22 protein-coding genes are annotated in these 23,926 nt (G+C 59.9%); 1 reads left to right on the top strand and 21 read right to left on the bottom strand.

Features of this window, described 5'->3' with window-relative positions:
- Positions 1–184: 184 nt before the first annotated feature.
- The 19 genes from hypE to FIV03_RS11675 form a co-directional block, all read right to left on the bottom strand.
- The gene (gene hypE / locus FIV03_RS11765; protein WP_152511905.1) at positions 185–1,174 is read right to left on the bottom strand and encodes a hydrogenase expression/formation protein HypE; all 990 of its coding nucleotides are present in this window, start codon (positions 1,172–1,174) and stop codon (positions 185–187) included.
- Between the two features lie 44 nt (positions 1,175–1,218).
- Positions 1,219–2,370, bottom strand: a complete 1,152-nt coding sequence (hypD, locus tag FIV03_RS11760) for a hydrogenase formation protein HypD (protein WP_152509672.1) — start codon at positions 2,368–2,370, stop codon at positions 1,219–1,221.
- Complete coding sequence (locus FIV03_RS11755) at positions 2,367–2,636, bottom strand: HypC/HybG/HupF family hydrogenase formation chaperone (protein WP_152509671.1); 270 nt, start codon at positions 2,634–2,636, stop codon at positions 2,367–2,369. The genes hypD and FIV03_RS11755 overlap by 4 nt, the downstream gene beginning before the upstream one ends.
- A 12-nt stretch (positions 2,637–2,648) precedes the next feature.
- Positions 2,649–3,470 carry a hydrogenase nickel incorporation protein HypB gene (gene hypB, locus FIV03_RS11750; RefSeq protein ID WP_209009948.1) on the bottom strand — a complete coding sequence of 274 codons (822 nt, stop codon included), beginning with the start codon at positions 3,468–3,470 and terminating at the stop codon, positions 2,649–2,651.
- The gene (gene hypA / locus FIV03_RS11745) at positions 3,470–3,811 is read right to left on the bottom strand and encodes a hydrogenase maturation nickel metallochaperone HypA (protein WP_152509670.1); all 342 of its coding nucleotides are present in this window, start codon (positions 3,809–3,811) and stop codon (positions 3,470–3,472) included. The genes hypB and hypA overlap by 1 nt, the downstream gene beginning before the upstream one ends.
- Entirely contained in the window at positions 3,804–4,262 is a 459-nt protein-coding gene (locus tag FIV03_RS11740; RefSeq protein ID WP_152509669.1) for a hydrogenase maturation protease, read from the bottom strand. The genes hypA and FIV03_RS11740 overlap by 8 nt, the downstream gene beginning before the upstream one ends.
- Before the next feature lie 208 nt (positions 4,263–4,470).
- Complete coding sequence (locus FIV03_RS11735) at positions 4,471–5,913, bottom strand: Ni/Fe hydrogenase subunit alpha (RefSeq protein ID WP_152509668.1); 1,443 nt, start codon at positions 5,911–5,913, stop codon at positions 4,471–4,473.
- Positions 5,914–5,924: 11 nt separating this feature from the next.
- Complete coding sequence (locus tag FIV03_RS11730) at positions 5,925–6,494, bottom strand: NADP oxidoreductase (RefSeq protein ID WP_152509667.1); 570 nt, start codon at positions 6,492–6,494, stop codon at positions 5,925–5,927.
- Positions 6,491–7,219 (bottom strand): 2Fe-2S iron-sulfur cluster-binding protein, encoded by a 729-nt coding sequence (locus FIV03_RS11725; RefSeq protein WP_023003076.1) that lies wholly within the window; start codon positions 7,217–7,219, stop codon positions 6,491–6,493. Before FIV03_RS11725 ends, FIV03_RS11730 begins: the two co-directional genes overlap by 4 nt.
- Positions 7,216–9,096: an NAD(P)H-dependent oxidoreductase subunit E gene (locus FIV03_RS11720; RefSeq protein WP_152509666.1), complete on the bottom strand. Its 1,881-nt coding sequence runs from the start codon at positions 9,094–9,096 to the stop codon at positions 7,216–7,218. Before FIV03_RS11720 ends, FIV03_RS11725 begins: the two co-directional genes overlap by 4 nt.
- A gap of 325 nt (positions 9,097–9,421) precedes the next feature.
- On the bottom strand, positions 9,422–11,797 hold the full coding sequence (gene hypF, locus FIV03_RS11715; RefSeq protein WP_152509665.1) for a carbamoyltransferase HypF: 2,376 nt from the start codon (positions 11,795–11,797) through the stop codon (positions 9,422–9,424).
- A gap of 225 nt (positions 11,798–12,022) precedes the next feature.
- The gene (locus tag FIV03_RS11710; RefSeq protein WP_152509664.1) at positions 12,023–13,207 is read right to left on the bottom strand and encodes a M56 family metallopeptidase; all 1,185 of its coding nucleotides are present in this window, start codon (positions 13,205–13,207) and stop codon (positions 12,023–12,025) included.
- Positions 13,194–13,589 carry a BlaI/MecI/CopY family transcriptional regulator gene (locus FIV03_RS11705; protein WP_023003071.1) on the bottom strand — a complete coding sequence of 132 codons (396 nt, stop codon included), beginning with the start codon at positions 13,587–13,589 and terminating at the stop codon, positions 13,194–13,196. The genes FIV03_RS11710 and FIV03_RS11705 overlap by 14 nt, the downstream gene beginning before the upstream one ends.
- Before the next feature lie 167 nt (positions 13,590–13,756).
- Positions 13,757–14,038 carry a DUF2160 domain-containing protein gene (locus FIV03_RS11700; RefSeq protein WP_023003070.1) on the bottom strand — a complete coding sequence of 94 codons (282 nt, stop codon included), beginning with the start codon at positions 14,036–14,038 and terminating at the stop codon, positions 13,757–13,759.
- The gene (locus tag FIV03_RS11695) at positions 14,035–14,832 is read right to left on the bottom strand and encodes a carbohydrate ABC transporter permease (protein ID WP_023003069.1); all 798 of its coding nucleotides are present in this window, start codon (positions 14,830–14,832) and stop codon (positions 14,035–14,037) included. Before FIV03_RS11695 ends, FIV03_RS11700 begins: the two co-directional genes overlap by 4 nt.
- 11 nt (positions 14,833–14,843) lie before the next feature.
- Entirely contained in the window at positions 14,844–15,710 is an 867-nt protein-coding gene (locus FIV03_RS11690; protein ID WP_023003068.1) for a sugar ABC transporter permease, read from the bottom strand.
- Positions 15,707–16,798 (bottom strand): ABC transporter ATP-binding protein, encoded by a 1,092-nt coding sequence (locus FIV03_RS11685; RefSeq protein WP_152509663.1) that lies wholly within the window; start codon positions 16,796–16,798, stop codon positions 15,707–15,709. Before FIV03_RS11685 ends, FIV03_RS11690 begins: the two co-directional genes overlap by 4 nt.
- Before the next feature lie 12 nt (positions 16,799–16,810).
- Positions 16,811–17,875, bottom strand: coding sequence for an ABC transporter ATP-binding protein (locus FIV03_RS11680; RefSeq protein WP_152509662.1), 1,065 nt, complete (start codon positions 17,873–17,875; stop codon positions 16,811–16,813).
- 175 nt (positions 17,876–18,050) lie between these two features.
- Complete coding sequence (locus FIV03_RS11675) at positions 18,051–19,790, bottom strand: ABC transporter substrate-binding protein (protein ID WP_031270305.1); 1,740 nt, start codon at positions 19,788–19,790, stop codon at positions 18,051–18,053.
- Positions 19,791–20,349: 559 nt separating this feature from the next.
- On the opposite strand from FIV03_RS11675, the gene FIV03_RS11670 reads away from it, so the two are divergent.
- The gene (locus tag FIV03_RS11670; RefSeq protein ID WP_152509661.1) at positions 20,350–21,408 is read left to right on the top strand and encodes an NAD-dependent epimerase/dehydratase family protein; all 1,059 of its coding nucleotides are present in this window, start codon (positions 20,350–20,352) and stop codon (positions 21,406–21,408) included.
- A gap of 391 nt (positions 21,409–21,799) precedes the next feature.
- On the opposite strand, the gene FIV03_RS11665 is transcribed toward FIV03_RS11670, so the two are convergent.
- Complete coding sequence (locus FIV03_RS11665) at positions 21,800–22,936, bottom strand: ABC transporter substrate-binding protein (protein WP_152509660.1); 1,137 nt, start codon at positions 22,934–22,936, stop codon at positions 21,800–21,802.
- Positions 22,937–23,056: 120 nt separating this feature from the next.
- On the bottom strand, positions 23,057–23,911 hold the full coding sequence (kynA, locus tag FIV03_RS11660; protein WP_152509659.1) for a tryptophan 2,3-dioxygenase: 855 nt from the start codon (positions 23,909–23,911) through the stop codon (positions 23,057–23,059).
- Positions 23,912–23,926: the final 15 nt, after the last annotated feature.

Here is a 23,926-nt window from a genome sequence, read left to right as displayed (position 1 = left end):
CCGGGCATCAGCCGCGCTGAAAGCGCGTCCTCTCATATCCCGACACCTGTGCCTGGCCGGGAGGAGAAATCAGCCTCCCTTGGAGGAAAACAAAGCCCGGTGTGTACTGGATCCCGGTCCTGGCTGCGCCAAACCGGGATGACAAACATCGGATTGGGAAAGAGCCTTGGGGCCAATGCGGCCCTCAGCAGATGCGCGGCAGTTGCTCGCCCGAGAGCCAGTCGACAACACGGGAGCCGCCGAAGCCGGTCTTCATGACCACCATGCAATCGGCTTCCTCCACGATTTCGCCGATCTTCGCAGCATTTTGCCCCAGCGGGTGAGCCTTCATGATCTCCAGCAACCGGTCTGCATCAGACGCCTCGCAAATGCAGATCAGCTTGCCTTCATTGGCGACGTAAAGCGGGTCGAGACCGAGCAGCTCGCAGGCCCCTTCCACATCCGGGCGAACGGGGATCTCGGCCTCGTCGAGCATCACGCCAACCTTCGAAGCATGGGCGATTTCGTTCAGCGCAGTTGCCAGTCCACCCCTGGTCGGATCCCGCAGAACCGAAATGCCCGGCACCGCATCGACAATCGAACCGACGAGGCCATGCAGCGCTGCACTGTCGGACTGGATTTCGGTTTCGAAGGTCAGGTTTTCCCGTTTCGACAGGATGGCGACACCGTGATCGCCAATGGTACCGGACAGAAGAACCGCCTGACCTGGCTTGGCCGCAGCGGGAGAAATCGAGACGCCTTCCGGCAGAACGCCAACACCGGTCGTCGTGATGAAGACCCCGTCGCCCTTCCCCTTTTCAACCACCTTGGTATCGCCGGAAACCACTGGCACGCCGGCTTCACGGGCAGCGCGCGCCATGGAAATGACAATGCGTTCCAGATCTGCCAGCGGGAACCCTTCTTCCAGTATGAAACTCGCGGTGAGGGACAACGGCCTCGCACCGGCCATGGCCACATCATTCAAGGTGCCATGGACCGAAAGCGATCCGATATCGCCACCCGGAAAGAACAGCGGCGAGATCACATGGGCGTCGGTCGACATGACGAGCCGTCCTGGCGGCACTTCAAGCACCGCCGCATCATGGCCCTGGTCCAGGATTGTATTTTTCAGATGCCGGTGAAACAGGTCCTCGATCAGGACGGACATGGCCCGGCCGCCGCCGCCATGGGTCATGTCGACAGCGCCGGTACGGAATTTTGCCTGCGGATCGATGCTGGTCACGCCGCGGCTCCCTTGGCGGCGGCAATCGCCTCGCGCTTGCGGCCATAGGTCCAGTATGCGGCGCAGGCACCTTCAGAGGAAACCATGCAGGCTCCCATCGGATTGTCCGGCGTGCAGACCGTGCCGAACAGCTTGCATTCCGTCGGCTTCTTCACCCCGCGCAGGATCGCGGGACATTCGCAGGATTTGACTTCGCGCGACTCCTTCGGGCTGAGCGCAAAACGCTCTTCGGCATCGTAGTCGACATAGGCTTCGCGGATTTTCAGGGCACTGTCAGGAACATAGCCGAGCCCGCGCCATTCAAAGGTCCGGCGCAGCTCCAAAACGTCGTCAACCAGCCTTTGGGCCTTGCGATTGCCTTCCTTCGTGACGACCCGGGTGTACTGGTTTTCCACTTCATGCCGGCCTTCGTTGATCTGGCGGATCAGCATCAGGGTCGACTGCATCACGTCGAGCGGCTCAAAGCCGGCAATGACGACCGGTTTCCTGAAGTCCCGCGCCGCCGGTTGGTACGGCGCCCAGCCGATGACCGAGCTGACATGAGAAGGCCCAAGAAAACCGTCGATTTTCACCGGCTGCTCCCCCGGCTCTGCCGGAGCGTTGACGATATGGGCGATGGCAGGCGGCGTCAGAACGTGATTGCAGAAGACGGAGAAATTCTTCAGGCCTTCCGCCTTTGCCTGCAGGATCGCGACCGCCGTTGGCGGCGTCGTCGTCTCGAAGCCGATGGCGAAAAAGACCACCTGCCGTTGCGGGTTTTCCCGCGCAATCCGCAGCGCATCCTGGGTCGAATAGACCATCCGGATATCGGCGCCTTCGGCCTTGGCCCGGATCAGGCTCTTCTGTTTGGTGCCTGGCACCCGCATCATGTCGCCATAGGTGGTCAGGATCACATTCGACTTCAGTGCCAGCTCGATCGCATCATCAAGACGCCGTACCGGCAAGACACAGACCGGGCAGCCCGGCCCATGCACATACTCGACATTTTGCGGAACCAGATCCTGCACCCCGTAACGGAAAATGGCGTGAGTGTGCCCACCGCAAAATTCCATCAGATGGTAGTGCCGGTCCGGATCAGCTTCCTGCCGGATTGCCAGGGCAAGCTTTTGCGCCAGTTTTCCGTCCCGAAATTCCTTGATGTATTTCATGCGTCCGTCCCCACCACCGGCTCGCCCGCGATCTCCTCCAGCTCCTCGGCAAGAACACCGGCTTCCGCCATAAGCTGAAGGGTCCGTTCGGCTTCCTCCTCGCTGAGCTTGTGCAGGGCATAGCCGACATGGACGAGCACATAGTCGCCAACGGCAACCTCCTCCAGGAGAGCTGTCGAGACCGGTTTCCGGATCCCTTCCAGAGCGACGATTGCCATCTCGTCGCTATCGACGGAAACCACCCTCGCGGGAATGGCGAGACACATGACGGAGATCTCCTATTCCGCAGCAAGGCTGCGTGCGTGCGCTGCCTGCATCTTCAGGGCACCGTCCAGCCAGGCTAGCCAGCTGTCCAGGCCACCGCCAGTGCGCGCGGACACTTGCAGAACCTGGATCTTGTGATTGACCCGCCGTGCATTCCTGATCGCCGCGCCGACGCAGAAATCCACATGCCGCAGAAGGTCGGTCTTGTTGAGGATCATCAGGTCGGCGTTGGCGAAGATATCGGGGTATTTCAGCGGCTTGTCCTCGCCTTCCGTCACCGAAAGGATCACCACCTTGAAGGCTTCGCCGAGATCGAACGCCGCCGGACAAACCAGATTGCCGACATTCTCGATGAAAAGCACACTGCCTTTTTCCAGAGGCAGTCTTTCCAGCGCGTGGCCGACCATATGCGCATCCAGATGGCAGCCCTTGCCAGTGTTGATCTGAATGGCGGGCACACCTGTTTCGCGGATCCGGTCGGCGTCATTAGACGTCTGCTGATCGCCCTCGATGACTGCAGCCGGGGTCCTGCCCGCCATCCGCTTCAAGGTCTCGACAAGCAGCGTTGTCTTGCCGGAGCCGGGACTTGAAACAAGATTGAGTGCCAAAACGCCTTTTGCGGCCAGCAAGGCACGATTGTTGTCCGCATAGGAATTGTTCTTGCCCAGAATATCGGTTTCGATCTGGATCAGCCGCGCCTGGCTCATGCCGGGAACGGAAACGCCGGCTTCCCCTTCGCCGAAATGGACATGACCCGCGCCATGTGAATGGGCGTGTCCATGGTGGTGCTCATGGTCATGTTCGTGAGAGCCGCTGCAACCGCATACCGTACACATCACACCACCTCCAGTTCCCGGATCTTCAGCTCTTCCCCGCTGACAACCTGCAGGGCTTCCGAACCACATTCCGGGCAGCAATCGAACCGTGCGTTCACCTGCACGGTCCTGAAACAGGAAAGACACAGCGCCTCGGCTGAAGGCCTGGAAATTTCCAGTATGGCACCTTCGGCAAGTGAGCCCCGCATGACGACGTCGAATCCGAATTTCAACGCCTCTGGTTCGACGCAAGACAGCGGTCCGATGTCGACCGCAACCCGCTTCACCCGGGTAAAGCTATCCTTCGCAGCCTGATCCTTCAAAATGTCGAGTATGCTCTCGCAAAGTGACATTTCATGCATGGGCTGCCTCCCTCTGCTGATCTACCGTTTGCAGCCACTCCAGAAAGAAGGTCTCGGCCGCAGCCAGATTGGCAGCTGCCTTGTCGGACAGCCCTTCCTTTACCTCACCAAATTCATAGCCGGAGATACCCAGCACGAAGGCTTTCGGTCGGGTGCCATAAAGGGTTTCACTAAGCGCCAGAACAGTCTGCGGAACCAGGCTGTGGCTGCCGAGCACTTCCGGTGCACCTGGCGCGATTTCCCGGAACGAATAGGCTCCCTCGGCACCGATCTCCGCGTCAACGAAGATCACCACATCTTGCTCTGAGACCGCCAGCGCATGTTCGGCGACAAGCTGATAATCGGTATCGACCTCCAACCCCGGCAATCCGCGCGCGGCGATAGCCTCGGACAAGGCCGGCCCAAGTCCGTCATCGCCCCGCCCGGGATTGCCATATCCGATCAGAAGCATGAAGACGTCCTCTTTTCAGAGTTCCTACAAAAACCCTTTCCAGCATCATCCCGGCCAAGCGCAGCGCGAGCCGGGATCGGGGAGGTACAGATTTCTCGGCAATTCATTTCCCGAAAGAGAGTATCGGGCTCGCCGATCCCTGATTTCCGCTTTGCCGCGTCCGGGATGACCATCTGAGAGGTATTCATTCCGCTGAACCTCCCCACGCTCACACACACTGCTTCCGGCTGTCGACCAACGCACCATCCGCATTGAAAAGCTCCACCTGCAGCGGCATCTGGCCGAGTGCGTGGGTGGCGCACGAAAGGCATGGATCATAGGCGCGGATCGCGACTTCGACATGGTTAAGCATGCCTTCGGTGATCTGTTCCTTGCCGGAAAGATGCTTGACCGCGACATCCTTCACCGCACGGTTCATGCCCTCGTTGTTGTGGGTCGTGGAGACGATCAGGTTGCAATAGGTCACCTGGTCATGTTCATCGACCTTGTAGTGGTGGATGAGGTTGCCACGCGGCGCCTCGATCACACCGATACCTTCCTCGCGCCGGTCCCCCTTGGCAATCAGGTCCGTCCCTTGCAGATCCGGGTCGTTCAGAAGCTCCCGGATCTTCTCCACGCAATGCAGAACCTCGATCATCCGGGCCCAATGATTGGCCAGCGTGGAATTGTTCGGCGTACCGCACGTCACGGCCTTGAGGTCTTTCAGGGCGGCATCGGCAAGAGGCGTATCGATGAAGGAAGCCGTGTTCATGCGCGCCAGCGGCCCGACCCGATACCAGCCGACATCCGGCCCAAGCGTCTTGATGAAGGGGAATTTCATGTACGACCAGGAGCGCACGTCTTCGACAATCAGCTCATGATATTTCGTGTAAGGCACCTGATCGAAGATCATGTCTCCGGTGGAGCTGAGAGCCCGCAGGTTGCCGTGATAGAGATCGAGAGCTCCGTCGCTCTCGCGCACCAGTGACATGTAGTTGGAGGGGAACGAACCGAACTCGGCGACCAGGTCTTCATGCTCCAGCGTGTAGTCCCGGGCGAGTTTCACGGCATCCAGGGACCATTCGATCATCTGGTCCACCGAGGCAAGAAAATGATCCCGCCGTTCAATGGGCAAGTTGCGGTTAATACCACCGGGAATGGCGCCAGTGCCGTGCACCTTCTTGCCTGCCGTCGCCTCGATGATCTCCTGCCCGTATTTGCGCATCAGGACGGCGCGCTTGCCGAGTTCCGGATTTTCCTTGATCACCTCGAAGATATTGCGCTTTTCCGCAGGCGCACCGAAGCCGAACAGGAGATCGGGCGCTGCCAGGTGGAAGAAGTGCAGCACGTGGGACTGCATCACCTGGCCGTAATGCATCAGCCGGCGCATCTTTTCCGCCGTCGGCGTCAACTGGTCGACACCGGCGATCATGTCCATGGCTTTTGCTGCGGCCAGATGGTGGCTGACAGGGCAGATGCCGCAAAGCCGCTGCACGATCACCGGCACTTCCCACATCAGCCGGCCGCGGATGAACCGCTCGAAGCCGCGGAATTCGACAATGTGCAGCCGGGCTTCATCCACCTCGTTTTCCGCATTGAGGTGGATCGTCACCTTGCCATGGCCTTCCACGCGGGTGACGGGGGAGATTTCAATCAGTCTGGGTTCAGTCATCGCCATCACCCTCAGTCGAACTTGATCATTTCACGCTCGAAGCCCCGGAACTTGCCGGTCAGCAGCTTGAAAAGCGTGTCGAAGATGATGTCACCACTGGGTGCACAGCCGGGGATCTGGTAGTCGATCTCCACCACCTGGGAACACGGATAAACCTCGTCCAGAAGCAGCGGCAGAGCCGGATCGTTGGGCACGTTGTGGGTCGTGTTGCGGATGTATTTGCCAGTGATATAGGCCTCGTCCAGACACTCGCGCAGCGGCGCGTCGGAATGCATGATCGCGTTGCGCATGGCCGGCAGCCCACCCATGATCGCGCATTGGCCGAGCGCGATCAGCACATCGCAGTTGCGCCGGAAATCATGCAGCACATGCACGTTTTCCTCGTTGCAGCAGCCGCCTTCGATGATGCCGATGTCGCACCGCTGGGTGAAGCGCTTCTTGTCGGTAAGCGGCGAGCGGTCGACTTCGACAAGCTGCATCAGCTCGATCAGGCGCTCGTCGATATCCAGGATCGCCATGTGACAGCCGAAACAGCCGGCAAGAGAAGCGGTCGCGATCCGGGCCTTGGGCAGCTCGCTCATTTGCGCTTCTCCTCAATGTCGTGACCGATCAGGCCATGATCGAATTCCCGCTCGCCGATGGGAACGGCGAAACCGACACGCTTGCGGATGATGCAGCCGACCGGGCAGACTTCCGCCGAAATCGCGTGATCGGTCACCTCGGCATCGGTATCGGCAAGGTTCTCGCCGTTGACTGCGACGCGGCGGTGAATGCCGCGGCCGACATAACCGAAGATGCCCTTGCCATCGACGTCCTGAGAGGCGCGGATGCAGCGTCCGCAGGAAATGCAGCGGTTGGTGTCAAGCGCGATGTCGGGATGGGAGGCATCCAGCGCCCGGCACGGCTCCAGGTACGGAAACCGGGTGGCTTCCGTCATGTCCAGCCGGTAGGCCATCGCCTGAAGCTCGCAATTGCCGCTGGCCTCGCAAATCGGGCAAAGGTGATTGCCCTCGTGAAACAGCATTTCCACCAGGTCGCGGCGCATCTTGGTCAGATGCGGCGTCTCGTTCTCCACCGCCTGGCCGGGGGCTGCCGGCTGGGTGCAGGCGGCAACACTGCGCCCGCCTGCCTTCACCGTGCAGACCCGGCAGCTGCCCTGGTGGCGCAGGCCTTCGTGGTCGCACAGGCGCGGGATATAGACCCCCGCCTCGTCGGCCGCTTCCATGATGGTCTGGCCCGCATAGGCGGTGATCTCCACCCCGTCGATGGTGAAGGTGAAGCCGGTCTCTCTCTTCGTACCGCTCATTGGGTGAAATCCTTGTCGAAGATATAGGAGCGGCGCTTGGCAATCTTGCGCGCACCATCGATGGCCGACTGGATGTCGAACGTATCGCGGATGCCGTCCTTGCTCGGCTTGATCACCGCCGAATAGACCAGCGGAAAGTTCTTCAAGGTGGTGAGAACCGGGTTGGGCGACGTCATGCCGAGACCGCAGCGGCTGGTCTCGATGATCGTTCCGGAGAGGTCCTTGAGGTAGTCGATGTCCTCCGGGTTCGCGAGCCCCTTGCGGAACTTCTGGATCGCCTTCTGCAGGAAGACATTGCCGACCCGGCAGGGCGTGCAATAGCCGCAGCTCTCATGCACGAAGAAGGACATGTAGTATTCGACGATTTCCAGAACGTTGCGCTCGCCGTTGAAGACGATGACCGCCCCGCCGGTCGCAAGGTCGTCGAACGTCAGTTTGCGGTGAAAGCTGTCGCGGGCAATCATCGTGCCGCTCGGTCCGCCAACCTGAACCGCGGCGGCATCCTCGCCGCCGACCATCGCCAGCAATTCCCGGACCGTGTGCCCGTAAGGCAGTTCGTAGATGCCCGGGTTAAGGCAATCGCCACAGACGGAGAACAGCTTGGTGCCGTGCGAGCCTTCCATGCCCATGGCATTGAACCATGCCGCCCCCTTGTCGAGAATGCGCGCGGCATGACAGAAGGTCTCCACGTTGTTGACCACCGTCGGATACCCGAGATAACCGCGATTGACCGGGAACGGCGGTCGCGTCTTGGGTTCGCCCGGCAGGCCCTCGCAGGAGCTGATAAGCGCACCTTCCTCGCCACAGATGTAGGCGCCCGCGCCAAGCTGCAGGCGGATATCGAAATCAAAGCCCTTAATGCCCAGAATGTCCTTGCCGAGAAGACCGCGCCGGCGTCGTTCTTCCAGCACCTGAAGCAGAAGCTCGCGCAGATAGACATATTCGCCGCGCAGATAAAGGATGCCCTCGCGCGCACCGACAGCCCTTGCCGCTATTGTCATGCCTTCGATCAGGAGATGCGGCCGTTCGGTCAGGAGGACGCGGTCCTTGAAAGTGCCCGGTTCACCTTCATCGGCATTGCAGATGACGAAGTGCTTCTCGGCACGCTCACTGGCCGCGAACCGCCACTTGCGGCCGGTGGTAAAGCCTGCGCCGCCACAGCCGCGCAACCCGCTTTCCTCGATCGCGGAGATGATCTGCGTCGGCGTTATCGTGGCCGCCTTGGCAAGGCCGGCATCTTCTGGAACAGGCCCCAGCAGCACTTCACCCGCATGGCGGATGTTGTTGTCGACCATATGCAAGGCGCGTTCGGAAGGTGTCAGCGCCTCGAACCTTTCGCTGACCAATTGTTCCGGGCTTCGGCCCGCCTTTAGCGCCTGCGCGGCGCTGCGCGCGGTCTCCGGCGTCAGTTTCGTCAGGACGATGTCGTTGACCATCGCGGCTGGCGCCTGATCGCACATGCCGATGCAAGGAGTGTATTCCAGCGAAAACGCACCGTCGTTGCTGGTTTCGCCGATTTTAAGCCCAAGCTCCTCTTCAAAAACACAGGCAACCTCGGACACCCCGGAGAACCGGTCGACGATATCGTCACATAGCCGAATGGTGACCCTGCCTTTCGGCGCCAGGGAGAGGAAGGAATAGAAGCTGGCAACGCCCTCCACCTCGATCCGGGTGAGACCGGTAGCGGCGGCAACATGGTCCATGGTCGCCGGGGCAATGCAGCGGTAGCGGTCCTGCACCTCGCGCAGGATGTCGAGCATTCGGTGCTTGTCGTTGCCGAATTGCGCGCAGATCGCTTCGATCTCTTTGGCAGGAACAGGCGCGGCTCCGCAGATGGCCGTGGAGACCCCGTTCCCGGTCTTGTGCCCGTTGTCCATGGCCCCTCCCTCCTGATACCCAAAGCAGATTGCACCCACGTAGGCGATGACCGTTCCGTCCGGAAGTGATTGGCTGGTGTTGCGCCCTGCCGCTAAATCGATTTGAGATCAAACCGGACTGCAGCACATGATGGCGACGACCCGCAATACACTTGTGAAATTTCCGAGTGGTTCCACGCTTCCAGACTTGCAGGAAAACGTCTTTGAGGAAGATCAACCTGCTTAAAATCGGGGCAGATGGTACCTGATGGCCTATCAGGCGATCCTGCTGACCGAGGCGCGTTCAAGGACCTTCAGTCAGGGCAAAAAATCAGTCATCGAAGGTTCAGGGCGCTTGCAAATTTGCCGCGATCACCGCCTGACCGAGCGCAAGGCCGCCATCGTTGGCGGGCACATGTTTGTGGTTGAGAACGGTGTAGCCATCCGCTTCCAGTCTCTCGGTCAGGCCGTCGCGCAGGAAGGCGTTCTGGAAAACGCCGCCGGAAAGAACGACCTTGCCGGATGGTCTTGCGCCTGCAGCCGACAGGCCGCGCGCAAGGCCGTCGATCAGGCCCTGGTGAAAGCGCGCGGAGATAGTCTCATACCCCACCCCCGATTTGAGATCGCCAAGAAGCGCAGGCCAGACCTCGTCGAACGACAGCAATACGGTCTCCGACGTCGTCACCCCCACCGGATATCCTTCCTTGCCAGCCACGGAGGCTCGCGCCAGCACCTCCAGCTGCATCGCAGCCTCACCTTCGAAGCCTTGCTTGTCCGGACAAATATCAAGCGCGGCAGCCACGGCATCGAAAAGACGTCCCGCAGAGGACGTCATCGGTGCGTTGACACCTTTCTGCATCATCTGATCAAGCAGCTTTGCCTGATGGCTGGCAAACCTGGTTTCCAGACCGGTTCCCACCAGGTTGGCGCGGTAGTTCACTCCAAAGGCAGTAAACAGTTGCGCAGCCAGATTGCGCCAGGGCTCCCTGTTTGCGGCCTCTCCTCCCGGCAACGGCACTTGCCGCATATGGCCGCGCCGCGCGAAGCCGCCGTAGCTTCCCTGCAGGATTTCACCGCCCCAGACCGTCCCGTCCGCACCCCAGCCTAGCCCGTCCAGAACAACGGCATGAACGGTCCCTGGCATCGCCTGGTCTTGCCCCTGGTCAGCCATGCAGGCCGCGAGATGCGCATGGTGATGCTGCACCCGAACCAGCGGCAGGCCACGCTCCCGGGCAAAGTCTTCGCCGGTCCGCGTCGACAGATATTGAGGATGTGCATCGACGGCAACAATATCAGGCTCGAACTGGTAGAGATCCAGATAGAGCCTCAGCATCTTCTTGTAGTCCGCAAGGGTCGGCGCGTTTTCAAGATCGCCGATATGCTGCGACAGAACTGCATTGCGGCCGTCGAGAAGGCAGAAGGTCGCCTTCAGCTCTCCCCCAAAAGCAAGAACCTTCGGCGCCCCCTCGAAAGAAGTGGGCAGACGGATCGGCGACGGAGCGTATCCGCGCGCGCGGCGCAGGATGGAAACGCCGGATCGATCCTGACGAACGACGCTGTCATCCAGCCGGTTGACCACGTCGCGGTTGTGCATCAGGAACCCGTCGACAATGCCTGCAAGGTTCTGCCGGGCACATTCGTTCTGTGTTTCCTGCGGGTTCTCGGAAAGATTTCCGGAGGTCAGCACGATCGGCCCCTCGAGCTCGGCCATCAGCAGATGGTGCAAGGGGGTGTTCGGCAGCATGACACCCAGCCGGTCGAACGGACCGGCGATACCGGGCGCCAGTGGTGCCCCCGCTTTCTTAAGAAGAACGATCGGTGCCGCCGGGCTTTCCAGCAGCGCCACCTCTTTTGCATCAGCCAAGGCGAAATGCCGGATCTGGTCCAGATCCCGCGCCATAAGGGCAAGTGGCTTCACCGGACGGTGCTTGCGCAGCCTCAGCTTTTCAACGGCGCTCTGATTGCCTGCATCGACCGCTATCTGAAACCCGCCAAGACCCTTGATCGCCAGAATGGCGCCGCGCCTGAGTCGCTCGGCGGCAAGAACGACAGGGTCGCCATCAACGGCACGTCCGTCTTTGTCTTCAAACCAGAGTTTCGGCCCGCACTGCGGACACGCAATCGGTTGGGCATGAAAGCGTCGGTCAGCCGGGTCTTCATATTCCTTGCGGCACGCCCGGCACATTTCAAAGGCCGCCATGGCTGTCGAGGCCCGGTCATAAGGAATGTGCCGCAGAATGGACAGGCGCGGTCCGCAATGGGTGCAATTGGCAAAGGCATAGCGGTAACGCCGGTCGGCCGGGTTGCGGATGTCGGCCAGGCATGCCGGGCATGTTGCGGCGTCCGGCACCACGCCAGTGGCGACATTGCCTTCTTCACTCGGCAGAATTCTGAAATCTCTGGCATCGGGCGCACCCGCCAGATCGGACACGGCAACCTGGTCGATACGTGCCAACAGTGGCGCGTCCGATTGCAGACGGCTCAGAAAAAAGTCAAGCGAGCGCTCGTCACCACTTGCTTCGATCAGCACACCTGCGCCGTCGTTCAGAACATGACCGGCAAGACCCAGGCCCCTTGCAAGCTGCCAGACAAACGGCCGAAACCCGACGCCCTGGACAAGACCCCTGATCCGTATGGATTTGGCTGACCTGGATGGACCTGTTTCTTGCACGCGCTCAAGATCTCTGGATTGCCCGACACCGCCGCCGACGATGAACTTCATTTCTCGCCAGCCACGAGGCACCGCCCCTGTGCAGGCACGGTTCAGTAATCACCTGAATGGCGAATGATTTCCAGATGGATATTTTTGAATGACCCGCAGTCGAGGCACGCGCAGCACGAACGGGAGCCTGAGGTCGCTCGCCGGAGCAAGGCCTCAAGGTTTGCGGAACAGAGGGGGAATGCCCCTGCTCCGGACGACCTTCCGCCCGGAGCAGTTTTGGATCACTCAGCGCAGCGGGCGCTGCGCAAAGGTATTGTAGGCTTGCTGCCCGTTCGAACCGTTTCTGGTTTCCAGGCGTTCCAGATTGATGATGGCCGACAGCATCAGCCGGTCCTGGCTCCAGTCCGCCGGTTTCTGGATCGACAGTGCCGACAGGAAAACCACCGCCACCATGGGCAACACGGCCAGGCAGGTAACGCCCCAATGAGGACGAACCCGATTGGTTTCCAGCAAGGCCTCCACCCGGCGGCGCAGTTTCGCGGCCGGGGAACGGCGAAGCAGCTTGTCCTGCACCTCCAAAAGGGCAACGGCTGCGATCCCGACGGAACGTTTGCGCGCTTCCTTGTCCTGACGCTTGCGAATCCCCGCCTGGGCCGCCCGGAGCAGACACATGCAATAGGACCTCAGGTCCACATGGGCGTTTTCGGCGACTTTCTGATCGCAGGCCAGTTCACGCAGACGCTCGACTTCCGACTTCCACATGTAGAAGAACGGGTTCCAGAAGAACAGCGGGCGCAGCAGTTCAAGCCCGATTTCCCAGGTGACATCGCCCTGGCGAAGATGCTGGAACTCGTGCTTGAGCACCAGCTTCAGGTCTTCCGGCTCGGCCAGCAGGTCGGACGGAATGACCACGTAGTGGCGCCTCAGCCCACGTGCAGAAAACGGCACCATTGCGCGATCCGACAGCAGTAGCAGCACACGGCCATTGCTCCGCCATTCATGGCAGGTTGCCAGCACCCGGTACAATCGGACGAAGCTGACGACAAGCTTCAGCGCGAAATAGCTGAACCCGGCCACGAAAGCCAAAGCAATCCCGGTACCCAGACCGGTAGACAGGGTCAGGATCGTTTCGCTGATCTGCGTGCGCAGTCCAAGCAGTGACTGGAAGTCTTCCGCCGAAATGGCGATGCCGCCACGCAGGTACTGCGACACGGCGTAATCGGCCAGGTTGACGGACATGGTCCGCGGGACCACCTCCGCCGACAGCATGTGCTGGTAGCCCATGACGGCGAAGGGTGTTAGCAGGATCAGGGCGAACAAGCCGTTCAGCAGCCCAAGCTGTACGGAAAAGTCGACCTTCTTGCCGGAACGGGCCAGCAGAAGTTTGGCGCTCAGCCACACCATTGCGGTAATGGCCAGTGTGATGTTCAGATCGATATAGATATCGAAAATCTGGTTAAGTAGCGTCATCTGTCCTCCTCCTGTCCAGCAACGCTCTGATTTCCTCCAGATCGTCTCCCGATAGTTCGTATTCATCGACAAGCCGGGCCACGAGTGACGCCGGCGTGCCGTCGAACAGTTTTTCTGAAAGGTTTCGGAGAGATCGGGACTGGTAGGTATCCCTGGTCAGCCGAGGGGAATAGATGAATGTCTTGCCTTCTTTGCGGCTGTCCACGAAGCCTTTTTCATCCAGGATCCGCATGATGGTGGCGCAGGATGTATAGGCGAGTTTTCTCTCCGGCGGCAGACATGCAAGGATGTCCCGCACGGAACCTTCGCCGAGTTTCCAGAGTTCGGTCATGAACTCCAGTTCGACTTCGGTCAAAAACTCGTTGCTCTTACGCTTTCTCATTACAGTCCTGCACCGATTGCGGAATGGATGTGGCTTACGCATCTATTCATGCACCAGAATATCGGAAATTACTATGTCTTTAGTCGACGAAGGTGTTCGGGTTTCTCCCCTGATCGAGACCACCTGATGGACGAAGCGCGCGGGAAACCCGCGCGCCTTTATTCACGTCAGACTTTCCAGAAGCAGAAGACGCCCCAACCGATGCTCAGGGCGAGCGGCCACCAGAGCGGGTTGCCCACCAGGCCCAGCCAGGCCAGAAAGATATAGGCCGTTCCGAGCAAGGTGATGAAGAGGCGGTCGCCCCGGGTCGTTTCCAGTCCCAGGACACCGCGCCGGGCAGCGCCACCGGGAAATTTCACTTCCAGGGCGGTCAGCACCCCGATTGCGGAGAATATACCGACGAACAGCAGAGCCGTCGGCAGGGTCCAGGCCATCCAACCGAGCATCATACCCTCCCTAGGGCAAAGCCCTTGGCAATGTAGTTACGGACAAAATAGATGACGATGGCGCCGGGAATGATGGTCAGGGTCCCGGCGGCCGCCAGCAGACCCAGTTCGTAACCGGCGGAGGAAGCGGTTCGGGTCATCACGGCGGCAATGGGTTTCGCCTCGACGGCGGTAAGTGTCTTGGACAGCAGCATTTCCACCCAGGAGAACATGAAGCAGAAGAAGGCGGCCACCCCGACGCCGGACTTGATGGCCGGCAGGAAGATCGTCATGAAGAAGCGCGGGAAGGAATAGCCGTCCACATAGGCGGTTTCGTCCAGTTCCTTCGGCACCCCGCTCATGAAACCCTCCAGGATCCAGACCGCCAGCGGCACGTTGAACAGGCAGTGTGCCAGTGCAACGGCAAGATGGGTGTCGAACAGGCCGACGGCGGAATAGAGCTGGAAGAAGGGCAGCGCGAAGACGGCAGCCGGTGCCATCCGGTTTGTCAACAGCCAGAAGAACAGGTGCTTGTCGCCCACGAAGGAATAGCGGGAGAAAGCATAGGCTGCCGGCAGCGCGACGGTGATCGAAATGACCGTGTTGATGGTCACGTAGATGATCGAGTTGATGTAGCCCCAGTACCAGGTCGGATCGGTGAAGATCTCGATGTAGTTGGCGAAGGTCCAGGTCTGCGGGAACAGCGTGAACCCGGACAGGATCTCGTTGGTGGTCTTGAAGCTCATCGCGACGAGCCAGTAGATCGGCAACATCAGGAAGAGAATGTACAGGATGGGAACCAGGCTTTTCAGGCGCATGACGGTTCTCCTCAGGACTTGTTGTCGTTCATCGTCATCAGCGTGTAGAACAGCCAGGAGGCGAACAACGTGATGGCGAAGTAGATGAGGGACATGGCGGCTGCCGGTCCAAGGTCGAACTGACCCAGCGCGATCTTCACAAGATCGATCGAGAGCAGCGTCGTGGAGTTACCCGGACCACCGCCCGTCAGCACGAAAGGCTCCGTATAGATGTTGAAGCTGTCCATGAAGCGCAGCAGCACGGCAATGGTCAGCACCGTTTTCATCTTCGGCAACTGGATGAAGCGGAACACCGCCCAGCGAGAGGCTCCGTCGATTTCCGCCGCCTGATAATAGGCGTTCGGGATCGAAACCAGACCGGCATAGGCCAGGAGCACCACCAGCGATGTCCAGTGCCAGACATCCATGACGATGATCGTCACCCAGGCAGCAATCGGGTTCTGGGTCATGTCATAGGAGATGCCCAGGGTGTGGTTCAGGAAGTAACCGAGCAGACCGATATCCGGCAGTGTGAAGATGTTCCACATCGCGCCGACCACGTTCCACGGGATCAGCATCGGCAAGGCCATGGTGACGAGGCAGAACGGCACCCAGAAGCCCTTCTTGGGCATGGACAGCGCAATCGCGACCCCAAGCGGCACCTCGATAATCAGGATCAGGAAGGTGAACAGGAACTGCCGTCCGAGCGCATTGTGAAAACGCTCCGAGCGAAGCACCTGCTCGAACCAGTCCAGCCCCTGCCAGAAGAACAGGTTGTCGCCGAAGGTTTCCTGAACGGAGTAGTTCACCACGGTCATCATCGGGATGAGCGCGTTGAAGGCGACAAGAATGAGCACCGGGGTTACGAAGAACCAGGCGCGTTGATTTTGCGTTTTCATCGGGCCCCTCCCTCAGGCTGGCTCGCCAGCCAGCCATCCTTGTAGAGACGCGTCTGGGATTGTTTGAAGTCGAGCATCACGTCGTCTCCGGCATTGGGCGCTTCGCCCTCCAGAATGGCGCTGATACGCATGTCATGAGCGATCGCCTCGACCACCTTGTGGCGGCCGATATCGGCAACCTTGCGGACTTTCGCCGCAATGCCTGCACCGTCGGCAGACACCTTGACGAATTCCGGACGGACACCGATCTCCGCAGCGCCGTCGCCGGCGGCAGTCACCGGGCCTTCCAGCGCGACCTTTTCACCGCGGAAGAACGCGGCCCCGTTCTGGACGTCGCAGGGCAGGACGTTCATTCCAGGAGAGCCGATGAAGTGACCGACGAAAGTGTGGGCCGGACGTTCGAACAACTCCACTGGCGTCCCGATCTGTACGACTTCACCGTCCTGCATCACCACCACCTGGTCGGCAAAGGTCAGCGCTTCGGTCTGGTCGTGCGTCACGTAGATCATGGTCGCCTTGACCCGCTGATGAAGCTCTTTCAGCTTGGATCGGAGCTTCCATTTCAGATGCGGGTCGATCACCGTCAGCGGCTCGTCGAACATGACGACGTTGACGTCCTCGCGGATGAGGCCGCGGCCCATGGAGATCTTCTGCTTGTTGTCCGGCGAAAGATTTGCCGCCCGAACCTTCAGCATGTCGCTGACTTCCAGCATTTCGGCGATCGCGGCAACCCGCCGCTTCACCGTGTCCTCGTCCCGCCCGCGGTTTCTGAGCGGAAAGGCCAGATTGTCGTAGACGGTCATCGTGTCGTAGATGACCGGAAACTGGAACACCTGCGCGATATTGCGCTTTGCCGGCGGCAGCGAGGTGACGTCCTGATCGTTGAACAGGATCTTGCCTTCAGAAGGAACCAGCAGGCCGGAAATGATGTTCAACAACGTGGACTTGCCGCAGCCCGACGGACCAAGCAGGGCATAGGCGCCGCCGTCATCCCACGTCAGGTCGATCTTCTTCAGGGCGTAATCCGCATCGCTCGCCGGATTGGGCTGGTAGCTGTGACGCAGATTGGAGAGTTTGATTTGTGCCATGATGTCCTCTCCTCAGGCGACCAGCTGGCCGTCAGGCGCAAAGAAGAAACAATGGCTCGGATCCAGGTAGAAAGTGTGGACCTCGCCGACGGAATAGGGATGAACACCGGGTGACAAAGAGACCCAGGCGTTGCCGTCCATGTCGAAATGGGCACTGCTTTCCGAACCGCTGAGCTCCGTCACCAGTACATGTCCGTCAAGCTTCACGGTATGATGCGCACTTGCCACCGGCATCACGTGATTGGGCCGGATCGCAAGGGTGTAGGCGCCATCTTGAAGACCCGAAGCAGCACCTGTGGCCTGCCAGCTCGTGACCTCGTTCAGGATCACCAGGTCTCCACGCTTGGTCACCGGGGCGACATTGATCGGCGGGTTGGAGAACACCTTCGCGGCGTCCAGATCCTTCGGCTTGCGATAGATGTCGGCGGTCGGGCCGAACTGCACCACGTTGCCGTCGGTCATGAGGGCCGTGTGCCCTCCCAGAAGAAGGGCCTCTTCAGGCTCGGACGTTGCGTAGACGACGACCGCGCCGCGGCCTGCAAAAAGTTCCGGAAGCTGGTCGCGCAGTTCCTCGCGCAGCTTGTAGTCGAGGTTGGCGAGCGGTTCGTCGAGGAAGACCGCATCGCTTTCCTTGACGATGGCGCGCGCCAGCGCGGTGCGCTGCTGCTGGCCACCCGACAGTTCATGCGGCTTGCGGTTGAGATACGGGTTCAGCTTCATCAGCTTGGCCGCTTCTTCCACCCGGCCTTCGATCTCCGACCTGGCAACACCTGCAACCTTCAGCGGCGACGCGATGTTGTCGAAGACAGACATATGCGGGTAATTGACGAAAAACTGGTGCACCAGGCTGATGTTGCGCTTTTGCGCGGACAGGCGGGACACGTCCTTGCCATTGAGCACGATCTGCCCTGTCGCCAGGCTGTCGAGACCAGCCATCAGCTTGATCAGCGAGGTCTTGCCCGAGCCGGTTTCCCCAAGCAGAACATTGAAGTGACCGGGATGCAGCGTCAGGCTCGTTTCCTTGACATGGGTGATGCCTGCAACGCGCTTGCTGACGTTCTTAAGTTCTAGAGACATTTATTTTTCGCCCGCGTCCGGACAGGTGCAAGTGGCGAAACATCGATTTCGCGCCCTGTCGCTTCGGATCGGTGGTGGACCGGGGAGATGCCCCGGTCCGGTTTGTTGGGTGATGGGTGCCCGGGCATCATGGTCTGCATGGCAGACACGATGCCCTTGCACGTCGCGCTCAGGTTTACTTTTCAGCCCAGCGTGCGACCAGCTCGTCGTAGTTCACGGTCTGGCCCTGCGGCTTCTCGTTTTCGAGCTTTGCCTTCGGCGCGCCCGGCTTGTTCAGCCATTCTTGCGGATCCGACTCTTCGTTCAGGCGCGGACCGCAGCCACCATAGACGTTGGCGCGCTCGTCAGCCTGCTGCATGCGGGCCATGACGATGTCCATTTCCTGTGCCAGGCGGTCCATGGCTTCCTGCGGCGTGAACGCGCCGGAGTTCACGTCACCGATCTGCTGCCACCAGATCTGGGCCAGCTTCGGATAGTCCGGAACGTTGATGCCGGTCGGGGACCAGGCAACACGGTCCGGCGAGCGATAGAACTCGACCAGGCCGCCGAGCTTCGGAGAACGCTCGGTAAAGGACTCGTGACGCACGGTACTGTCGCGAATGAAGGTGAGACCGACATGGCTCTTCTTCACGTCAACCGTCTTGGAGACCACGAACTGGGCATAGAGCCAGGCTGCTTTCGCACGATCCACCGGAGTGGAGTTCAGGATGGTCCAGGAACCCACGTCCTGGTAGCCGACCTTCTGACCTTCTTCCCAGTAAGGACCATGGGGGCTCGGAGCCATGCGCCACAGCGGCGTGCCTTCATCGTCAACCGTGTTGTTGCCTTCGGACTTCGGCTTCACCATGTCCGCGGTGAACGCGGTGTACCAGAAGATCTGCTGGGCAACGTTGCCCTGGCTGAGAGCCGGCAGGGACTGGTAGAAGTCGAAGCTGGCAGCACCCGGAGGCGCATAGTTGCGCAGCCATTCGTCCCACTTGCGGATCGCGTAGACGGCCGCCGGGCCGTTTGCAGCACCACCGCGGGAAACCGAAGCGCCAACCGGGTTACAGGTGCCGGCTTCCATGCGGATGCCCCACTCGTCAACCGGCACGCCGTTCGGCTCGCCCTTGTCGCCTGCACCCGCCATGGACAGCCAGGCATCGGTCATGCGCCAGCCGAGATCCGGTGCGCGCTTGCCGTAGTCCATGTGACCATAGATCTGGACGCCGTCGACTTCCTTGACATCCTTGGTGAAGAATTCGGCGATGTCCTCATATGCGGACCAGTTGACCGGCACGCCGAGTTCATAACCGTATTTTTCCTTGAAGGCTGCCTTCAGGTCTTCACGGTCGAACCAGTCCTTGCGGAACCAGTAGAGGTTCGCGAACTGCTGGTCAGGCAACTGATAGAGGTCGCCGTCCGGGCCGGTTGTGAACTGGGTGCCCATGAAGTCTTCCAGGTCGAGACCCGGGTTGGTGACATCCTTGGCGTCGCCGTTCATCCAGTCGGTCAGGTTGTAGGCGAGCTGCAGACGGGAATGGGTGCCGATCAGGTCGGAGTCGTTGACATAGGCGTCATAGAGGTTCCGGCCGGTCTGCATCTGGGTCTGCACGGCCTGCACCACTTCCCCTTCGCCGAGGATCTGGTGATTGACCTTGATACCGGTGATTTCTTCGAAGGCCTTGGTCAGAACTTCCGACTCATAGGAGTGCGTCGGAATGCCTTCGGACAAGACGTTGATTTCCATACCCTTGAACGGTTCGGCCGCGTTAATGAACCACTGCATTTCTGCAAGCTGCTCATCTTTTGACAGAACGGATGGCTGGAATTCCTGGTCGATCCACTTTTGCGCCGCTGCTTCATCGGCAAAAGCGGACCCTGCCCCCGCAAGCACAGCACCAGCTGCGACTGCGGTGAGTAGATACTTACGCATCTGCATCTCCTCCCGTGAGATATTAAACGCCGTCATTAACCGGCTACGAATAGATGGTCACAGCATCGCCATGTTGTCAAACTAAATTTTTAGTAGATAATCAAGCCTACTCAAACGAGTGGCAAAATATTGTTTTTAAAGGCTTTTCAAGAACAGAACCGACCCCTGCACTTGACCCGGAAACCCGGCAGCCTGTCGGCCAGCACCGTCAGTGTGGCACAATTTTGACATCAGATGTAGCACGAAATCGGGTTTCGAGTCTTTCATATTTTTCTACATCATACTTCTATTGAGGTTCGTTTTGCATCGCAAAACGAAATCCGAATACTGACTTTGCACTGCAGCGTGACCTGCTCGCCCATGTCTCAAGCCTGTCTACGCCCCGGATACGACGCCCGCCGGGCAGGTCTTAACGATCGGCAGACACTCAGTAGCTGCGGGTCGGGCATCTATGGCCGAACCAATTCCTGTGTTGACGCACACCATCCAGCGGCTATCTCACTGCTTGGACAAGCTGCCGGCGCAAGAGCGGCCTTCAAAGGAAGGATGACCAGATCCGATGACTTCACTTTCCACCGATGCACCGGTCCTGGTAACGGGTGCCACGGGCTATGTTGCCAGCTGGCTGGTGAAGGAATTGCTCGATGCCGGAATTACGGTGCACGCTGCTGTCCGTGACCCGGACCGCAAGGACAAGGTCGCACACCTTCAGGAGATTGCGGCCGGATCTCCGGGCACCCTGCGTTTTTTCAGAGCCGACCTGCTGGAGGAAGGTTCCTACGCCGAGGCGATGGCAGGCTGTGCCATCGTCTTCCACACGGCCTCCCCTTTCACCACATCGGTCACGGACCCGCAGAGGGAGCTGATCGCGCCCGCGGTGAAAGGTACCCGGAACGTTCTGGAAACCGCCACGCGGACTGCAAGTGTCAAACGCGTGGTCGTCACCAGCTCCTGCGCGGCCATCTACACGGATGCAATCGACTGTATTAAAGCCCCGGGCGGCAAACTGACGGAGGAGGTCTGGAACACCACCGCCTCTCTCGAATACCAGCCCTACAGCTATTCCAAGACGCTTGCGGAACAGGAAGCCTGGAAGATCGCCAGGGCTCAGGATCGCTTCGAGCTGGTCACCGTCAATCCGTCGCTGGTGATCGGTCCGGCCCTTAACGCCAGGCCGACATCCGAAAGTTTCAACATCGTCCGCCAGATGGGCGACGGCACCATGAAACGGGGCGCTCCGAAACTTGGCCTTGGCGTCGTGGATGTGCGTGACCTTGCCAGGGCACACATGGAGGCCGGCTTCCGGGAAGAGGCCGAGGGAAGGCATATCATCTCCGGCCACGACACCAACATTCTGGAACTCGGCAAGGCCTTGATCGAGAAATACGGCGATCGTTATCCGGTGCCTCGCCAGTCGCTACCCAAATGGATCGTCTGGCTGGTCGGGCCGATCGTCGGCGGTATTTCACGGAAATTCGTCACCAACAACGTCGACGTGAAATGGCGCGCCGACAATTCCAAAAGCAAACGCGCCCTCGGCGTCACCTACAGACCGATGAAAACCTCCATGGAAGAGATGTTCCAGCAGATGATCGACGCCGGAGTCTTCGGGAAGTAGGACGCTTCAGATCACACCCACTCCGTTCGCTGAGGGCACGGCAGGGATTGCAGGGTCAAACCCTGCAATGACGGACGCCGGGCAAAGTATCGCCGTATCCATGCCCTCTATTCTCCCACTCGCTCCCCGTCATCCCATGGCTCGACCATGGGATCCATGCCGTTGCCCTTGGGCCAAACCGCAGCCCCGGCTGGCATGGTCAAGGTGCGGATTACAGGGGCAAGCCCTGGAAAGACCGAAGTCAGGTGAGGTGTAATTTCGCCAGCAAAGGTCATTGAACCTAGCCCCATACTTCCGGCTAAGCGCGAGCCGGGTCTCTCACGATTTCAAAAAGAAAAAGGCGCAGCGGGAGACTGCGCCTTTCACATTGTGTAGAGAAACCCGCCGGGTCTTACATCTTGCACTCGTCTGAATAGGCGTCACCGTGATCGGTCAGGGCCGTTCCGACGATCTTGTTGGTATAGACATCACCTTCCTTGATCACCTCGCGAACATAGATGTCCTGGATCGGATGATGGTTCGGACCGAAGCTGAACTTGCCGCGCACGGATGGGAAGTCAGCTGCTTCAAGCGCTGCGCGGAAACCGTCTGCGTCCGTCACATCCGCCTTGGCCATGGCCGACAGCAGCAGGTTGGCCGTATCGAAGCCCTGGGCCGCATAAAGCGACGGCAGGCGGCCGTATTCGGCCTGGAAGCTTTCAACGAAGGCCTTGTTGGCATCGTTGTCGATATCCTTGCTCCACTGGCTCGTGTTCTTCACGCCCAGCGCAGCATCCCCAACCGCCTGCAGGATACCCTGATCGAAGGAAAACGCCGGACCAACGACCGGAAGGCCGACGCCGCTGTCGGCATATTGCTTCAGGAAGGAGATACCCATGCCGCCAGGCAGGAAGAAGAACACGCTGTCGGCGCCCGATGCACGGATCTGGGCAATCTCGGCCGCATAGTCGGTCTGGCCCAGCTTGGTGTAGATCTCACCCGCCAGTTCACCGTCGTAGTAGCGCTTGTACCCGGTCAGCGAATCCTTGCCGGCCGGATAGTTCGGCGCGAGGATGAAGCTCTTCTTGAAACCGGCTTCCTTGGCATAGGCGCCTGCGGCCTCATGCAGGTTGTCGTTCTGATAGGCAACGCTGAAATAGTTCGGATGGCAGCCCTTGCCGGCCAGAGCGGACGGACCGGCGTTCGGTGACAGATAGAACTTGCCCTGGGCAGTGACAGACGGCACGACGGCCATGGCCAGGTTCGACCAGATAATGCCGGTCAGGACGTCGACCTTGTCCGACTGGATCATCTTGTCGGCAAGCTGAACCGCGACGTCCGGCTTGCGCTGGTCGTCTTCGATGATCACTTCCAGATCCGTGTTGCCGGCCTGTTTGACCGCCAGCATGAAGCCGTCACGTGCATCGATGCCAAGACCTGCACCACCGCCGGACAGGGTCGTGATCATGCCGACCTTGACGGGTTCGGCCTGTGCCGCTCCCGCCAGAATGGCCACCAGGCTGGCGGCCGCAGCAAATTGTTTCAACATAGGAAATCCCCTCTTCAGTCCCTTGAGCCCGCTTGCGGGGCTCTTGAAACGACACTCTATCGGCACAAACGCCGATGGCAAACATGCAATTCGTCCAAGAATGACGAGACGCAGCCTGTTTCAGAGCGCCGTGCGCAAATGCCAGAGCTCAGGGAAGAGTTCGACTTCCAGCATGCGCTTCAGGTAACTGACGCCGCCGGTTCCACCGGTTCCACGTTTGAAGCCGATCACCCGTTCCACGGTGGTGACATGATTGAAGCGCCAGCGGCGGAAGTAGTCCTCCAGATCAACCAGTTTCTCACCGACCTCGTAAAGTGCCCAATGGGCGGACGGATCCCGGTAAACCTTCTGCCAGAGCGTCATGATCTCGGGAACTTCGAGATGTGGAGCAGAAGCAGGTACCGCAATGGCGTCCTCCGGCACATCGAGACCCTGGCGGCGGGCGAATGCCAGCACGACCTGATAAAGGCTGGGGCGGGCAAGCTCCGCATTCAGCAGGGCAACGCTATGCGCGTCGTGCTCGTGCGGCCGGATCATTGCCGTATTCCGGTTGCCCAGCGCATATTCGATCAGCCGGTACTGCAGCGACTGAAAGCCCGAGGACATGCCGAGGGCATCCCGGAACTGGGTATAGTCGCTCGGCGTCATTGTCCGCAGCACATCCCAGGCAGAATTCAGTTGCTCCATGATCCGGCTGACCCGGGCAAGAAGCTTCATCGCCTGCGGCATGTGATCGTCGGCAATCGCATCGCGAGCGGCGTTCAGCTCATGCAGCATGAGCTTCATCCACAATTCCGACGTCTGGTGCTGAATGATGAAAAGCAGTTCGTCGGAGGCGTCCGACAAGGGTGCCTGTGCATTCAGAATCTGCGTCAGCCCCAGATAGTCGCCATAGGACATCTTGTCCGCAAAGCGCATCTCGGCGCCTTCCGTTTCCGGATTATAGGCTTTGCCCGGTTCGGCTTCGTCGCTCATGGCTCTCTCCCGCTG

Source organism: Labrenzia sp. THAF187b (assembly GCF_009363375.1).
GTDB classification, from domain to species: domain Bacteria; phylum Pseudomonadota; class Alphaproteobacteria; order Rhizobiales; family Stappiaceae; genus Roseibium; species Roseibium algicola.
The sequence above is the reverse complement of the archived record's forward strand: the minus strand, read 5'-3'. Positions and strand labels throughout refer to the sequence as shown.

Coding starts and splice junctions, on each gene's coding strand:
- hypE (WP_152511905.1), bottom strand. CDS start 1,174: ATGACCCATGGCGGCGGCGGCCGGGCCATGTCCGTCCTGATCGAGGAC.
- hypD (WP_152509672.1), bottom strand. CDS start 2,370: ATGAAATACATCAAGGAATTTCGGGACGGAAAACTGGCGCAAAAGCTT.
- FIV03_RS11755 (WP_152509671.1), bottom strand. CDS start 2,636: ATGTGTCTCGCCATTCCCGCGAGGGTGGTTTCCGTCGATAGCGACGAG.
- hypB (WP_209009948.1), bottom strand. CDS start 3,470: ATGTGTACGGTATGCGGTTGCAGCGGCTCTCACGAACATGACCATGAG.
- hypA (WP_152509670.1), bottom strand. CDS start 3,811: ATGCATGAAATGTCACTTTGCGAGAGCATACTCGACATTTTGAAGGAT.
- FIV03_RS11740 (WP_152509669.1), bottom strand. CDS start 4,262: ATGCTTCTGATCGGATATGGCAATCCCGGGCGGGGCGATGACGGACTT.
- FIV03_RS11735 (WP_152509668.1), bottom strand. CDS start 5,913: ATGACTGAACCCAGACTGATTGAAATCTCCCCCGTCACCCGCGTGGAA.
- FIV03_RS11730 (WP_152509667.1), bottom strand. CDS start 6,494: ATGAGCGAGCTGCCCAAGGCCCGGATCGCGACCGCTTCTCTTGCCGGC.
- FIV03_RS11725 (WP_023003076.1), bottom strand. CDS start 7,219: ATGAGCGGTACGAAGAGAGAGACCGGCTTCACCTTCACCATCGACGGG.
- FIV03_RS11720 (WP_152509666.1), bottom strand. CDS start 9,096: ATGGACAACGGGCACAAGACCGGGAACGGGGTCTCCACGGCCATCTGC.
- hypF (WP_152509665.1), bottom strand. CDS start 11,797: ATGAAGTTCATCGTCGGCGGCGGTGTCGGGCAATCCAGAGATCTTGAG.
- FIV03_RS11710 (WP_152509664.1), bottom strand. CDS start 13,207: ATGACGCTACTTAACCAGATTTTCGATATCTATATCGATCTGAACATC.
- FIV03_RS11705 (WP_023003071.1), bottom strand. CDS start 13,589: ATGAGAAAGCGTAAGAGCAACGAGTTTTTGACCGAAGTCGAACTGGAG.
- FIV03_RS11700 (WP_023003070.1), bottom strand. CDS start 14,038: ATGATGCTCGGTTGGATGGCCTGGACCCTGCCGACGGCTCTGCTGTTC.
- FIV03_RS11695 (WP_023003069.1), bottom strand. CDS start 14,832: ATGCGCCTGAAAAGCCTGGTTCCCATCCTGTACATTCTCTTCCTGATG.
- FIV03_RS11690 (WP_023003068.1), bottom strand. CDS start 15,710: ATGAAAACGCAAAATCAACGCGCCTGGTTCTTCGTAACCCCGGTGCTC.
- FIV03_RS11685 (WP_152509663.1), bottom strand. CDS start 16,798: ATGGCACAAATCAAACTCTCCAATCTGCGTCACAGCTACCAGCCCAAT.
- FIV03_RS11680 (WP_152509662.1), bottom strand. CDS start 17,875: ATGTCTCTAGAACTTAAGAACGTCAGCAAGCGCGTTGCAGGCATCACC.
- FIV03_RS11675 (WP_031270305.1), bottom strand. CDS start 19,790: ATGCGTAAGTATCTACTCACCGCAGTCGCAGCTGGTGCTGTGCTTGCG.
- FIV03_RS11670 (WP_152509661.1), top strand. CDS start 20,350: ATGACTTCACTTTCCACCGATGCACCGGTCCTGGTAACGGGTGCCACG.
- FIV03_RS11665 (WP_152509660.1), bottom strand. CDS start 22,936: ATGTTGAAACAATTTGCTGCGGCCGCCAGCCTGGTGGCCATTCTGGCG.
- kynA (WP_152509659.1), bottom strand. CDS start 23,911: ATGAGCGACGAAGCCGAACCGGGCAAAGCCTATAATCCGGAAACGGAA.